Source organism: Microbacterium paulum (genome assembly GCF_015707995.1).
Lineage (GTDB): Bacteria > Actinomycetota > Actinomycetes > Actinomycetales > Microbacteriaceae > Microbacterium > Microbacterium paulum.
Map to the genome: position 1 here is coordinate 1 of NZ_JAAGRY010000075.1, position 13,666 is coordinate 13,666.

Consider the following 13,666-nt stretch of genomic DNA (forward strand, 5'->3'; position numbering starts at 1 on the left):
CACTGATCGGCGACGCCGTATCCGGATCGATCGCCCACCCCGACGCAACCGCCGAGTTCCCCGACACCTGAACAGCCTCCAGCACACCGAACGGCACACGACCCTGATCCGGGATCGGCTGAACGACGACGCCGGGGACGGTCACCGTCTTGCAGCCGAGCTGCGCGTTGGCGCCAACGCCGGAATTGATGCCGTAGACGCAGACTGTGTGCGGACCCGGTGTGGCCGTCACCTTCATGCTGTAGCCGTGAGCCTTGCCGTACGACGCGTACTGCGCGGGCAGCGCATCATAGGTCGCGTTCGCCGTATACGCCGCGCCCGCGTCGTCGACGTAGACGTGGACTGTGGCGGGGTCGATGGTGTCGGGGTCGAGCGCCCACCCGCGGACGTTGACAGCACCGGTGACGCCCTCGACCGCGTCGACGGCTCCGACGGGCGAACCCGCCTTCGCCGTAACGTCGCGGCACAGGAACAGGACGTTGGACCCGCGCGCAACATTGATGCCATAGACGCAGATCGACTCGGTACCGCTGGATTGGGCGGGAACTGTGACGTCGAAGCCGTGGAATGCGCCGTTGCCAGGGTAGGCCGCGCCGACGTCTGAGCGCTCCTTGTCGGCAGTGACGGCCTGACTGTAACCACCGACGTAGATGTGGAGCGAGATCGGGTCCTTCACATCGGGGTCGAGCGCCCACCCCGTGACGCGATACTTGCCCGGCTGGGACTCGATGAGCTCGATGTTGCCGATCGGGTTGGATGACCCGTCGTCCGTCGACCCGAACCAGCTCGTGTAGTAGTTGTAGAAGTTGCGGTTGCCGTAGCTCGAGCACCCGTCACCCAACCCCCAGCCCGCAGCGAGCGCGGCCGCATTGGGCTGATACGGGGTGTAGTTGTACAGCGCTGCCGTGGCGTAGTTCTGGATGTTCAGGTTCGTGCCACCGCAGGCGGAGTTCGGGTTGTACCCGATGTAGTTCACGCCCGGCTGCATGGCGAACCGCCCGGCCTTGTAGATCTTGATCTGGCGCACGCCCTGCACGATCTGCGGACCCACGCCCGAATATGCCGGATCACAGGGCGCGGTGTCGGGGCACGACGCACCCATCGCCGCCTGCAGGTTCCAGTCCGACGGGGCATCGCTCGTCGTCAGCCCCTGCTCCTTCTGGAGCGTGACGAGGATGACCTTCGCCGAAACCCCGCACGCCACCTGGATGCGGTAGATCAGCTCCGACACGCGCATCGTGCCGCCTTGCAACGCCGAGCACACCAGGTTGCCCGTCGCCTGCGAGACCCACGCGTCACGAGAAGAGACGCTCACGTTGAGAACGTTCAGGCACTTGCCGTTGCGACACGACCCGATCTTCGCATCGAGGAACGACTGGATCTCGGCGGCGGTCATCGCTTTGCCGTCGTAAAACAAGGAGTCCGAGATGATGTTCTCAGGGTTGAATCCGACGACGGCCGCCGCCTTCACGATCCCCGAGTCGACGGCGGTGTCGACGGCCGCGGGCGCCGCCGCGGCAACGGATGCCGAAGCATCCACCACCGCGTTCGCGGGCGCCGCGACGGCGAGCGAACCGAGGAGTGCCAGCACCGCCACGACGGCGTGCAACGCGAGCCGACCGGGTTGCGGGCGGGCAGAGCGGAGCGAGCGGTGTCGGGAGTGCACGTCACCATTGTGACGGAAGTGAACTCCTGATACCACCGACGGGAGGCGGACACGCCGAAGACACGCGCCTCACACGCACTTACAGGTCGGCGTGCAGCTGCCACACACGCTCGGCGGCGCCGGCCCATGAGAACGCACGACCCCGGTCGGCGGCGAGCACGCCGAAGCGTTCGACGGCGTCCGTCGAGGCGAGCACGCCGGCGAGCTCGGCGCCCAACGACTCCGCCGCTGAACCCGAGGCACCGGCTTCGGACGATGCCTCGGCGAGCGCACCTTCACCGTCCCCGGGCTCCGCCACAGCGAAAACACCCCCGTCGAGCACCACCTCCCGGTGCACGGCCGACCCCGACGCGACCACGGGCACGCCGACGGTCAGCGCCTCGACGACCCTCCACGGGAACGCCGACGACACCGCCGGCGCGACGAAGGCAACCGCGCCGCCGAACATCGCGGCACGGTCGGCATCGTCCAGCGCGCCCTGCACGTGCACGCGCCCCTCGCCGAGACCCGCGGCGGCGGCCATGTCGACCACCGCGGGCTCGTCACCCGCGGGTACGTCGAGAACCACGACCGGCAGGTCGAGCCCCGCCCGGGCGACGGCGGCGAAGGCATCCGACAACTGTGCTGACGGCGCCGACGAACCGGCCGTCAGCACGAAACCCTCGGGCAGATCGAGCGCCCGCCGGCGACCCACCTCGTCGGTCGGCACGGCGAAGCCCGAAGGCGCCGCCCCCGCGATCACCCGCACCCGATCCCCGAACGCCCCCAGCTCCGCGACACGCGCGGCCAGCGCATGGGTCGGCACGACAAGCGCGTCCGCGAACCGCGCCGCCCGCTTCAGCATCGCCTTGTGCCACGTGACGGCCGGCCGCGCCAGCTCGGCGGGGCGCTCCCAGGCATCCAAGTCCCACAGCGTGACCACGGTCTGATCGTGGTCGTGCACCCGGTCGTGCTTGACGAGTGGGGCGAGCAAGGTCGGCGAGTGGATCATGCCCCCGCCGACGCCCGGCGCGACCCCCAGCTGCCACGCCGCGGCCAGTTCGCGACGCGGCAAAGCCATGCGCGACAGCGACGCGAGCCCCGGCACGGCACCCTCGACGACACCGGCGACATCGGCGACGGCCGGCACGATCCCCTCGACGGCGCACCCCTTCGGCGCTGTCTTCACGAGCGCGCGACCGAGCTCGCGCGACGCCGTCGACAGATCGGCGCCCGTCGGCGCGACCACCTGGTCGAGCACCACCCGCAGAAGAGCCGTCACGCGCTCACCCCTCCGGCGTCGCCGTCGGAGACGGCGGGTACAGGTTCTGCTGCACGAGCTCGCGCACGTGCGCGTATTCGTCGGCGGTCGGTTCGTCGGTGTCGATCCCGGCCCCCTCGGGCGTCAGCTCGAGCGTCTGCACGGGCTGCTCCTTCGCCTTCACGGCGAGGTCGATCAGGAACGGCAGGAGACCCGACGGGATGTCGGTCTGCACGAGGTCCTCCCCCGCCGCCGCCACCTGCTGGAACCGCGACAGCACGTTCGCCGGGTTCGCCTGCGCGAGGATCGCCTGCTGCAGTTCGCGCTGGCGCCGCATGCGGTCCCAGTCGCTCGTCGTGTAGCGCGACCTGGCGTACCACTGCGCGGTGTCGCCGTCCATGTGCTGCGGGCCCGCTTCGATCCAACCGATCGCCCAGTCTTCGGCCGGCTCGCCCTCGTAGGTGGGTCCGCCACCCTTGGGCAGCCGCTCCTGCACGGTGATGTCGACGCCGCCGAGCGCGTCGACGATGTCGGCGAAGCCCTTCATGTCGACGAAGACGTAGTACGGGATCTGGATGCCCAGGATGCCCTCGGCGGCATCTTTCGTCGCCTCGATCGCGGGCGTCGACGAGTTGGCCGCCGCATCGGGATAGATGCTCGCGCCGTCGTCGTCTTGGCAGATATCGACCGCGTTCATCAGCTGGTTGATACCCGGGCCCCAGCCGCACGTCTCGGAGTAGTGGCCTTCGAACCCGTCGGGGTAGAGGTCGTGCATCGGGCCGTCGGCGAACGGCACGTAGGCGAGGTCGCGCGGAATGCCGGTGATGTGCACGGCGCCGGTCTCGGCGTTCACCGACACGACCGAGATCGAGTCGAAGCGCATCGAGTCGCGCCCGAGCCCCGAGTCGGCACCCAGCAGCAAGAAGTTGTAGTACCCGTTCGAGGGGTCCACCGGCGGGGTGTTGTTCGTGAAGATGGATGCCAGCAGCTCGCGCGCGGGCGCCACGAGCTGCTGCGCGGCGTAGGCCGCACCGCCGCTGCCGACGACCATTCCGAGGATCGCGACCGCGGCGATCGCCGGGCGCGCCCCCCGCCGCGTCTTGACGAGGCGCACGAGGCGGAGCGTGTCGATCGTGAGCACGACCCAGAGCACGGCATACGCGAGCAACGCGATCTGCACCGCCAGGAGGAAGAACCCGTTTGAGGCGAGCACGGGCAGCACGCCCGGCCACAGGAACGCGGCGATCACGGTCAGCAGCACCGCCGCCCACAGCACGAACGTCGCGGTCAGGCCGATGCGCCCGAGACGCCGGTTGCCGGTGAGCGACTGCGCCGACCCGGGCATCACGAAGTTCAGCACGACGAGCCACCAGGCCCGCCGCGTCATCACCTGCGGCGATCGCGTGTCGGGGCGCCGGATCGGCTGCTCGCCGATGATCACGCCCGAGCCCTGTGCCGAGGTCGCGCCGCCGCCCGCGGGCGCCGGCTGCCGTGGCATCCGCGGCGGTGCCGACACGCTCACAGCGACTCCTTCAGGCGACGGTTCTTCTCTTCGACCTGCTCTTCGAGCAGCTTCGCGTACTGCTCCACCCGGTCGCCCAGCCGCGCGTCCGAGGCGCCGAGGATGCGGGCCGCGAGCAGGCCCGCGTTCTTAGCCCCGTTGATCGACACGGTCGCCACCGGGATCCCCGCCGGCATCTGCACGATGCTCAGCAGCGAGTCGAGGCCGTCGAGGGTCGCCAGCTGCACCGGCACGCCGATCACGGGGAGCGCGGTGACCGATGCCAGCATGCCGGGCAGGTGCGCCGCTCCCCCGGCCCCGGCGATGATCGCCTTGAGGCCGCGGTCGCGCGCACCGCGCCCGTACGAGATGAGTTTGTCGGGCGTGCGGTGGGCCGAGACCACCTCGACCTCGTGCGGAATGCCGAACTCGCTGAGCAGCTGCGAGGCGTCGCTCATGACGCGCCAGTCGGAGTCCGACCCCATGACGACGCCGACGAGAGGGGATGCCGAAGAGATGCGCGTCGAGGTCACGCGTCAAGGCTAGGGCGACACCCTGGAAGATCCCCGGAACGCCACACGTCGCGGCCGGGGCCGCGGAGTTCTCCGAGGATCAGTCGACGAAGAACGACGCCGCCGCGCGCGCTTCGTAGACGACCGAGTCGAGGTCGTCGCCGGTGGCGTTGACGTGCCCCACCTTGCGCCCGGGCCGGGGCGCTTTGCCGTACGTGTGCACCTTGGCCGCGGGATGCGCGGCGAGCGCGGCGGGCAGCCGACTCTCGAGCGAATCGCTCTCGGGGCCGCCGAGGATGTTCACCATCACGGCCCACGGCTGACGCGGCGCGGGATCGCCGAGCGGCAGGTCGAGCACGGCGCGCACGTGCTGCTCGAACTGGCCGGTGACGGCGCCGTCCTGCCCCCAGTGCCCGCTGTTGTGCGGACGCATCGCCAACTCGTTGACGAGCAGGCGCTCATCGGTCGTCTCGAACAGCTCGACCGCGAGCATCCCGGTGACACCGAGCCCCTCGGCGATCGCCGCACCGATCTCGGCGGCGACCTCGACCAGGCGCGGCGCACCGTTCGGGGCCGGGGCGATCACCTCGGCGCAGACCCCGCCGCGCTGCACCGTCTCGACGACGGGGTAGACGGCCAGCTCGCCCGACGGGCGGCGGGCGACCTGCTGGGCGAGTTCGCGGGCGAAGTCGACGAGCTCTTCCGCCAGCAGCGGTCCGTCGCCGAACCAGTCGGCGACCTCGTCGGGGCTCTCGACGACCCGCACACCCTTGCCGTCGTACCCGCCGCGGGGCGTCTTGACGACCGCGCGACCGCCGTTCGCGTCGAGGAAGGCCTGCAGCTCCGAGGCATCCGCCACCGCCGCCCATTCGGGCTGCGGCGCACCGAGCTCGGCCAGGCGCGCGCGCATCTCGAGCTTGTCCTGGGCGAACCGCAGCGCGTCGGGGCCGGGGTGAACGGCCACGCCGTCGGCGACGAGGGCGCGCAGCACCTCTTGCGGCACGTGCTCGTGGTCGAAGGTGACGACGTCGACGCCGTGCGCGAAGGCGCGCACCGTCTCGAGGTCGCGGTAGTCGCCCGTCGCGGTGGCGGCGATCGCCGCCGACATGCCCGGCTCTTCGGCGAGCACACGCACGTCGACGCCGAGCTCCACCGCCGGCGCGATCATCATCCTGGCCAGCTGTCCGCCGCCGACGATCCCGAGTGTCAGAGCCATGGCATCCCTTTCGACCCGTCCATCCTCCCAGGTCGACGGATGCCCCGAGACCGCCGCTGTGGACCGCCTACGTGCACGAGCGCGCGCGGCGGGGCGAGGAGCGGTCAGGCGAGGTCGGACGGCAGCGGGGGCGGCGGGCCGGGAACGACCGGGATGGCGTGCGAATCGCGGTGCGCGAGGATCTGGCTCACCTCGACCTGGTCGGCGAGGGTCTCGTTCATGAGCCGCACGGCGGGGATGTCGACCATGCGCAGCGGCGCGTCGACGCCGTTCGTGAGCGTCAGGGTGCCCGCACCCCACAGCCGCTGGATCGGCCCGCGCCGCTCGGCGATCGTGTAGCCGCGCGCGTGCCCCATCTCGGTGCGGGTGCGCCGCACGAGCCCCGACCGGGCGATCACGCGCCGCGTCGTCACGGTGTAGGTGCGCGAGAGCCAGCGCAGGTAGGGCACCACCACGAGCAGCAGCACGACCACGCCGGCCGCCGCCCAGAGCGCCCAATCGGGCGCCCCGTCGAGAGGGGCGGGAAGATTCCCCGAGAAGTAGCCGACCGCCCCCGCGACCGCGATGAGCACGAGAGCCGACCAGAACAGCCGCCGCGCGTGCGGACGCACGCGCGCGATGCGCAGTTCGCGCGGCTCGGCGCCGGGCGCCGGGGTGAGGGGGCGCCCCGTGTACGCGGTCGGCTGGTTCACCCCTCCATTGTGGCGCGCTGCACCCCCGATCAGGGGTCACACGGGTCGGGATGGGCGTGTCGGCGAACGCATCGCGGCGCCGGGGCCCGTGCCCGCGCCCGATCAGCGCACGTGCACCACGTCGCCCGCGCTGACGACCGCCTCGGTGCCCTCGCTCTCGACGACGAGCCGCCCCTCGGCATCCAACCGCACCGCGCGCCCGCGCAGGGTCGTGCCGCCGGCGGGGCCCGGGAGGGAGACGGCGACCTCGGTGCCGAGCGTGCTGCAGTGCGACGTGATCCCCTCGGCGACCGCCGCGTGACCGCTGACGGCAAGGGCGGCGATGCCGTCGCGGAGAGCCGTGAGGTAGTCGGCGAGCAGGCGGTCTTCGTCGACCTCGACGCCCAGATCGGCGAACGAGGTCGCGGTCGGCACGGGCAGGTCGACGGTGGGCATGGTGGTGTTGACGCCCGCCCCCACGATCACCGTGAGCGGGTCGGAGGGGAGCACTTCGGTGAGGATGCCACTGATCTTGCGCCCCGCCGCGGCCTCACCGTCGCCGACGATCACGTCGTTCGGCCACTTGATGCTGACGCGAGCGGCGGGCTTCTCGCCCTTGTCTCCGCCGAGCTGCGCCGCCACGGCCTCGCGCATCGCCGCACCCGCGATGAGCGGAATCCAGCCCCGGTCGGCGGTCTTCACCGCGCCGACCCGCAGCAGCACCGAGATGGCGAGCGCCGTTCCGGCCGGCGCCGTCCACACCCGGTCGAGCCTCCCGCGCCCGGCGCGCTGATCGTCGGTCACGACGACCGACAGATGCGGGTGCCCGTCAGGGTCGGCGGCCGCGTCGTGACCGAGTTTGGCGTTGGTCGAATCGACGTGGCTCACGACTTGCAGGCGAGGCGTGACGGCGGCGGCGAGCGGAAAGCCCTGCGTGGGGATCGGCATAGCGCCACCCTACGGCGCGTGCGCCGCGACCGGGAGCCCGACGGAGAACCGGATGCCTACAGCGAAAACGCCATGTCGTTGTGGCAGTCCCCCAACCGGCCCGCACTCCCGCTCGCTAGGGTGGAACGCGTGACCGACCAGACCACCCAGGGCGACCTGTCCACGACCGCTGGCAAGATCGCCGACCTCCGCGCGCGCTACCAAGAGGCGGTCGTCGATGCCGAGACCGTCGCGCGCGACAAGCAGCACGCCAAGGGCAAGCTCACCGCCCGCGAGCGCATCGAGCTGCTCGTCGACCCGGGCACGTTCGTCGAGCTCGACGAGTACGTGCGCCACCGCACGACCGCGTTCGGCATGGACCGCTCGCGCCCCTACGGCGACGCCGTGGTCACCGGCGTCGGCACGATCCACGGCCGCACCGTCGCCGTCTACGCGCAGGACTTCACGACGTTCGGCGGATCGCTCGGCGAGGTCGCCGGCGAGAAGATCATCAAGGTGATGGAGTTCGCGCTGCGCGGCGGCATGCCGATCATCGGCATCCTCGATTCGGGCGGAGCCCGCATTCAAGAAGGTGTCGTCGCGCTCGGCAAGTACGGCGAGATCTTCCGCCTGAACACCGCTGCCTCGGGCGTCATCCCGCAGATCTCGATCATCATGGGCCCCGCCGCGGGTGGCGCCGTCTACTCTCCCGCCCTGACCGACTTCGTCATCATGGTCGACAAGACCTCGCAGATGTTCGTCACCGGCCCCGACGTCATCAAGACGGTGACCGGCGAAGACGTCGGCATGGAAGAGCTCGGCGGCGCTTACACGCACAACACCCGCTCGGGCGTCGCGCACTACCTCGCCGAAGACGAAGACGACGCGCTCGACTATGCGCGCACCATGATCAGCTTTCTGCCCGACAACAACATGTCGGACGTGCCGATCTACGAGAACGCGTTCGAGTGGGAGACCACCGACGCCGACCGCGTGCTCAACGCGATCATCCCGGACTCGCCGAACCAGCCCTACGACATCCACCAGGTGATCTCGCACGTCGTCGACGACGGCGAGTTCCTCGAGGTGCAGCCGCTGTTCGCCCCGAACATCGTCATCGGCCTCGGCCGCATCGAAGGTCGCACGGTCGGCATCATCGCCAACCAGCCCTCGCAGATGGCCGGCACGCTCAACATCGAGGCGGGCGAGAAGGCGAGCCGCTTCGTGCGCTTCTGCGACGCGTTCTCGATCCCGATCCTGACCCTCGTCGACGTGCCCGGCTACCTGCCCGGTACCGACCAAGAGTGGACGGGCGTCATCCGCCGCGGCGCGAAGCTTCTCTACGCATACGCCGAGGCGACGGTGCCGCTCGTGACCGTGATCCTCCGGAAGGCCTACGGCGGCGCGTACATCGTGATGGGGTCGAAGCAGCTCGGCGCCGACATCAACCTCGCCTGGCCCACCGCCGAGATCGCAGTGATGGGCGGGCAGGGCGCGGTGAACATCCTCTACCGCAACGAGATCAAGAAGGCCGCCGAGGCCGGTGAGGACGTCGCCGCAGTGCGACAGCGCCTGGCGAACGAGTACACGTACAACGTGGCATCCCCGTTCCTCGCGGCCGAGCGCGGCGAGCTCGACGGCATTATCGAGCCCGCGCAGACCCGCGTCGCGATCGCGAAAGCCCTGCGCTCGCTGCGCGGCAAGCGCGCGAGCCTGCCCGCGAAGAAGCACGGGAACATCCCGCTGTGAGCGCAGCCGAGACCCCCGACGTGCGCGTGCGGCGCGGTGAGCCCACCGCGGACGAACTCGCGGCCGTCGTCGCGGTCGTCACCGAGGCCTACCAGCGCGAAGCAGACGAGGCTCTCGCCGAGCCCGAACCGCGGCCGTCGGCGTGGCAGGTGTCGGCGCGCGCACTGCGCCAGCCGCTGCGCCGCGAGATCGGCTGGGGCCGCTTCGGCGGTTGAGACGCCACCGCAGCGAAGCGGCACGGGGGACGTTCTTGTCCCCCAAAATACCTACAGACAAGTTCTGGCGAACCCGTCAGACTGAACGTGCTGGAACGCTTCTGCGTTCGGTGCACCGTGTTTTTCTGCACGGCCGCACCCTCGCGGGTCGGTTTTCGGGTAACCGGCTCGCACGGCGAGGGGCGGGCGGCTTCGCCGCCCCTCGCCTCCTTCTTCTCCGCCTCGGCGGACGCCGGCTCAGGCCGGTCTCGTCGAATGCCTAGGGCTCAGGCCGTGGCATCCATTCGCCCGTCGCGCGGGGGGCGCGCGAACTCGCGCCACAGGTCGACCGTGTCTTCTCCGCCGTCGGAGGCTGAGCGCCCGACGACGGTGACGGCGATGTCGGGGTGGGTGGATGCCCGGATGTAGAGCCGCTGCGACCGCGCGCCCTCGATCAGCCGGGCTAGCTCGGCACGCAGTTCGGCGCGGTCGTCGGGTGCGAGGTCGTCGAGGCCGCCCTCATCGAGCACAGAGACGACCGATCCGCGGCCGCGGGCGGCCGACAGCGCGGCGCGCACGTCGTCGTCGAGCAGCCCCGCTCCGCGCAGCTCGTCGCGCAGTGTTCCCTCAGCCAGGCGCGCCAACTGGCGCTCGGTGTCGTCGAGATGCCCGCCGACCGCGATCGTGTGGGCGAGCACGGGCCCCGCGACGGCGAGCGCGCGCTGCACCTGGGTGCGGCGTTCGCGGCGCATGCCCTCTTGCGAGGCGAGCCATTGCGACGCGTCGCGCTGCAGCTCGGTGAGCCGAGCGGTATCGCGTGCGGCGCGGTCGACCAGCCACGACAGCAGCTGCGCCACCCCGACCCACAGCACGGCGCCGACGACGCCGAGCGCGAGGGCCGACGGCAGACCGATCCAGACCATCGCCGCGACGGCGGCGAGCCCCACGCCCGCCCAGGCGGCCCACGGCCGGCGGCGCACCATCACGATCGCCATGAGGGCGCCGACGGCCCCGAGGCTCCAGGTGGCGTAGTCGTTCTCGCCGGCCCCGGGCCCCGCCGCCACCCAGCTCGCGGTCGGCACGATGGCGGCGACCGCGAGCGCCAGCACCACGGCCCATGCCGGCAGCAGCATGCGCACGCCGAACCGGCTGCGCACGAGGTCGGGGGTCGATTCGATGCGGGCGTTCCAGAAGATGCACACCCACGTCGTCACAAGGTAGAAGGCGATCGCGATCACCTGCACGACGGGGTACGCGAGCGGCGAGGTCCACAACAGCGCACCGACCGCGAGGTAGGCCGTGAAGGCGACACCGAGGCCCGAGAGCACGGGGCGCACGCCCTGAGCGGGCCGGGCGCCGCTCATCGCGGACGGTCCCAGTCGAGGCGGATCGTCGTGCCCTCGGCGCCCGTCTGCACGCGGGCGCGCCCGCCGGCGGCGGCCATGCGCGCCACGATCGACCCGCGGATGCCGAGGCGGTCGACGGGCACCGACGCGGGAGCGAACCCGGCGCCCGCGTCGGACACCTGCACCGAGATCGTCGCCGGGTCTGCGCGCACCGAAACCACGAGGCCCCGGGCTCCCGCGTGCTGCACGGCGTTGGCCACCGCCTGCGTCGCGGCCAGCACGATCGCGCGCGCCACCCGCCCCGGCACCGGCCCGCCGTCGGGGTCGAGCGCGGCCCGCACCCTGAGATCGAGACCGAGGTCGGCCGCCGCGCGCTCGATGCCGGTGACGATGGATGCCACGGGCACCGCCTCATCGGAACCCTCGCCCACGTCTTGCTCGGCGTTCGCGAGCCGCGTGAGCGCCTCCCGCGCCATCGACACCGCGAGCGCTTCTTCGCGGGGCGTCGAGGCGCGCTCGGCGGCGATAAGCGCCGCGAGCACGCTGTCGTGCATGAGTGCCGCGACCGCGACCCGCTCGGTCTCGACGGCATCGGCCTCCGCCGCCGCCGCGTACGAGGCGACCGCGTCGCGGCGGGCGCGGTCGATGCCCACGGCCGTGCCGCGCAGCATCCAACCGAGGGCGATGATGACGCCCGCGAGAATGAGCGCGAACACGGCATCCAGCACGATTCCCACCGTCTGCGCGGCGTTCGCGCCGGCCGGCATCGCATCGATCTGCGTCAGCCGCACCGCCGCGTAGAGCGCCGGCACCAGCACAGCCCACACGATCTGCAGCACGACCTCGAACGCCATCACCGCCGCCGCGGTCGCGACGTTCAGCAGATACCAGACCCACGGCTGCACCGAGGGGTCGGTCGCCGCTCCCGCCGTCGCGAGCGGCCAGAACGCGAGCACCACGACGAGCGACAGCGCGCAGAGCCTGCTCGCGCCGCGCACGAACGCGCCGGTCGCGAGGGCGAGGATCATCGCCGCGAGCGGCAGGAACGCCACGATGAGCAGCCCGACCCGCCAGAGGCCGGCCGCCTGAGGCGTGCTGAGGGCGTTGACGAACGCCTGGGTTCCGAGCACCGCGCAGCCGAGCGCCACGACGAGGGCGACGATGCGCTCGACCCGCGACTCGGTGAACCGCTCGGCGCCGTTACCGCCCGCGCCGCCCGCGCCGCCGGCGATGTCGCCGATGTCGCCGAGGGGCGGCCGCGCCGCCGGACCGGTCGCCACACGAGGCAGCGACGGACGGTCAGCGACCACCGTCGCCGTCGCTGCGGTCGTGCACGACGAGCCCGTCCTCCATCGCGCGACGAAGCAGGTCGACCTTCGTCGGTGCAGGGCGGCCCACCTCGACGTACTTCACGCGCACGCGCGTGATGTTCTCTTTCGCGGTCGAGTACGCGACTCCGAGCCGCTCTGCCACGGCTTTCAGCGGCAGCCCCGCGGCGTACAGCCGCAGCACATCGCGCTCGCGCGCCGACAGCTGCGCGTCGGCGAAGGCACGGTCGCCCTCGACGGCGCTCGCCCACTCGATGTTCTCGAGCGGTTCGCCGTGGGCGATGGTGCCGATCGCGTCCATCACGTCGTCGGTGCGCGACGCCTTGCTGATGATGCCGGTAGCTCCGGCGGCGAGCGCCTCGCGCACCGCCGCCGCCCGGTCGGCGACGCTGTGGATGAGCACGGGCGACCCGTCAGCCACGAGTCGCGTGACGTTCTCGGTGACGGTCGTGCCGTCGCCGAGCGTCAGGTCGAGCACCACGATGTCGGCGGGCGGCGCTCCACTCTGGGCGCGCCAGTCGAGGTACGCCCGCACCGTGCTGCCCGAGAACACGACCTCTTTCGTGCCCGCCCGCGCGCACGCCGCCTCGAGCCCGAGTCGCACCGACTCGTGGTCGTCGATCAGGGCGACGCGCGTCATGCGGTCAGCCTAGCCAGCCGCGCGGGCGAGCACGGCGACCGCCTCGACATGGTGCGAATGCGGAAAGAGGTCGAACGCGTCGATGCGCAGCTGCTCGTAGCCGTGCGCGCGGAACGTGCCGAGGTCGCGCGCGAGGGCGACCGGATCGCACGCGACGTAGACGACGGATGCCGGGTCGAACCCCGCGATCCCGTCGACGACCTCGCGGCCGGCGCCCGCCCGCGGCGGGTCGAGCAGCACCACGCCGCGCGCGAGCCGCGCACGCTCGGCGGCCCCCGCCTGAGCCGCGAGGGTGGCGAGATAGCGGTCGGCGCGGGCGGTCTCGGCGCGGGCGCCGACCCACTCGGAGAGGTTCTCTCCGGCGTGCTCGGTGGCCCGGGCATCCGACTCGACGCTCGTCACGCGCGTTCCGGGGCCGCCTGCTTCGGCGATCGCCGCGGCGAACAAGCCCACCCCGCCGTACAGGTCGAGGTGGTGCGCGGCGGGGTCGACGCCACCGGCGGTCTCGAGGGCATCGCGCACGGCGGCGGTGAGGGTCGCCGCCGCGAGGCGGTGCACCTGCCAGAACCCGCCCGCGTCGACGCCGGTCGACGGGTCGCCCTCGACGCGCTCGATGAACGCTCCGCCGAGGCTGTCGACGGTGAACGCGCCGGCGACCTGCAGGGGCTCGCCGGTG

12 protein-coding genes and 1 pseudogene are annotated in these 13,666 nt (G+C 71.8%); 2 read left to right on the forward strand and 11 right to left on the reverse strand.

Features of this window, described 5'->3' with window-relative positions:
- From G3N18_RS14060 to G3N18_RS14090, 7 genes and pseudogenes are all read right to left on the reverse strand, one after another.
- Nucleotides 1–1,666, reverse strand: a pseudogene (locus G3N18_RS14060) (hypothetical protein); the annotation flags it as partial.
- 79 nt (nucleotides 1,667–1,745) lie between these two features.
- A complete protein-coding gene (locus tag G3N18_RS14065) occupies nucleotides 1,746–2,927 on the reverse strand; it encodes a glycosyltransferase (protein WP_196384900.1) in 1,182 nt (393 codons plus the stop codon).
- Nucleotides 2,928–2,931: 4 nt separating this feature from the next.
- Nucleotides 2,932–4,428, reverse strand: a complete 1,497-nt coding sequence (locus G3N18_RS14070; RefSeq protein ID WP_420827103.1) for an LCP family glycopolymer transferase — start codon at nucleotides 4,426–4,428, stop codon at nucleotides 2,932–2,934.
- Nucleotides 4,425–4,892 (reverse strand): 5-(carboxyamino)imidazole ribonucleotide mutase, encoded by a 468-nt coding sequence (purE, locus tag G3N18_RS14075; protein WP_196384909.1) that lies wholly within the window; start codon nucleotides 4,890–4,892, stop codon nucleotides 4,425–4,427. Before purE ends, G3N18_RS14070 begins: the two co-directional genes overlap by 4 nt.
- A gap of 127 nt (nucleotides 4,893–5,019) precedes the next feature.
- On the reverse strand, nucleotides 5,020–6,135 hold the full coding sequence (locus tag G3N18_RS14080; protein WP_196384901.1) for a 5-(carboxyamino)imidazole ribonucleotide synthase: 1,116 nt from the start codon (nucleotides 6,133–6,135) through the stop codon (nucleotides 5,020–5,022).
- Between the two features lie 104 nt (nucleotides 6,136–6,239).
- Nucleotides 6,240–6,827 (reverse strand): PH domain-containing protein, encoded by a 588-nt coding sequence (locus G3N18_RS14085; RefSeq protein WP_196384902.1) that lies wholly within the window; start codon nucleotides 6,825–6,827, stop codon nucleotides 6,240–6,242.
- A gap of 102 nt (nucleotides 6,828–6,929) precedes the next feature.
- Nucleotides 6,930–7,754 carry a biotin--[acetyl-CoA-carboxylase] ligase gene (locus tag G3N18_RS14090; RefSeq protein WP_196384903.1) on the reverse strand — a complete coding sequence of 275 codons (825 nt, stop codon included), beginning with the start codon at nucleotides 7,752–7,754 and terminating at the stop codon, nucleotides 6,930–6,932.
- Nucleotides 7,755–7,874: 120 nt separating this feature from the next.
- On the opposite strand from G3N18_RS14090, the gene G3N18_RS14095 reads away from it, so the two are divergent.
- Nucleotides 7,875–9,482 (forward strand): carboxyl transferase domain-containing protein, encoded by a 1,608-nt coding sequence (locus G3N18_RS14095; protein ID WP_196384910.1) that lies wholly within the window; start codon nucleotides 7,875–7,877, stop codon nucleotides 9,480–9,482.
- Entirely contained in the window at nucleotides 9,479–9,697 is a 219-nt protein-coding gene (locus tag G3N18_RS14100) for an acyl-CoA carboxylase epsilon subunit (RefSeq protein ID WP_196384904.1), read from the forward strand. The genes G3N18_RS14095 and G3N18_RS14100 overlap by 4 nt, the downstream gene beginning before the upstream one ends.
- A 266-nt stretch (nucleotides 9,698–9,963) precedes the next feature.
- Here the strand turns inward: G3N18_RS14100 and G3N18_RS14105 are convergent, their stop codons facing one another.
- The 4 genes from G3N18_RS14105 to G3N18_RS14120 all read right to left on the reverse strand — a co-directional run.
- Nucleotides 9,964–11,040, reverse strand: a complete 1,077-nt coding sequence (locus tag G3N18_RS14105) for a hypothetical protein (RefSeq protein WP_196384905.1) — start codon at nucleotides 11,038–11,040, stop codon at nucleotides 9,964–9,966.
- Complete coding sequence (locus tag G3N18_RS14110; RefSeq protein ID WP_196384906.1) at nucleotides 11,037–12,332, reverse strand: ATP-binding protein; 1,296 nt, start codon at nucleotides 12,330–12,332, stop codon at nucleotides 11,037–11,039. The genes G3N18_RS14105 and G3N18_RS14110 overlap by 4 nt, the downstream gene beginning before the upstream one ends.
- On the reverse strand, nucleotides 12,322–12,990 hold the full coding sequence (locus G3N18_RS14115; RefSeq protein WP_196384907.1) for a response regulator transcription factor: 669 nt from the start codon (nucleotides 12,988–12,990) through the stop codon (nucleotides 12,322–12,324). Before G3N18_RS14115 ends, G3N18_RS14110 begins: the two co-directional genes overlap by 11 nt.
- 9 nt (nucleotides 12,991–12,999) lie before the next feature.
- A partial coding sequence (locus G3N18_RS14120; RefSeq protein WP_476703411.1) for a class I SAM-dependent RNA methyltransferase occupies nucleotides 13,000–13,666 on the reverse strand: 667 nt, incomplete at its 5' end.

Coding starts and splice junctions, on each gene's coding strand:
- purE (WP_196384909.1), bottom strand. CDS start 4,892: ATGGGGTCGGACTCCGACTGGCGCGTCATGAGCGACGCCTCGCAGCTG.
- G3N18_RS14080 (WP_196384901.1), bottom strand. CDS start 6,135: ATGGCTCTGACACTCGGGATCGTCGGCGGCGGACAGCTGGCCAGGATG.
- G3N18_RS14090 (WP_196384903.1), bottom strand. CDS start 7,754: ATGCCGATCCCCACGCAGGGCTTTCCGCTCGCCGCCGCCGTCACGCCT.
- G3N18_RS14105 (WP_196384905.1), bottom strand. CDS start 11,040: ATGAGCGGCGCCCGGCCCGCTCAGGGCGTGCGCCCCGTGCTCTCGGGC.
- G3N18_RS14115 (WP_196384907.1), bottom strand. CDS start 12,990: ATGACGCGCGTCGCCCTGATCGACGACCACGAGTCGGTGCGACTCGGG.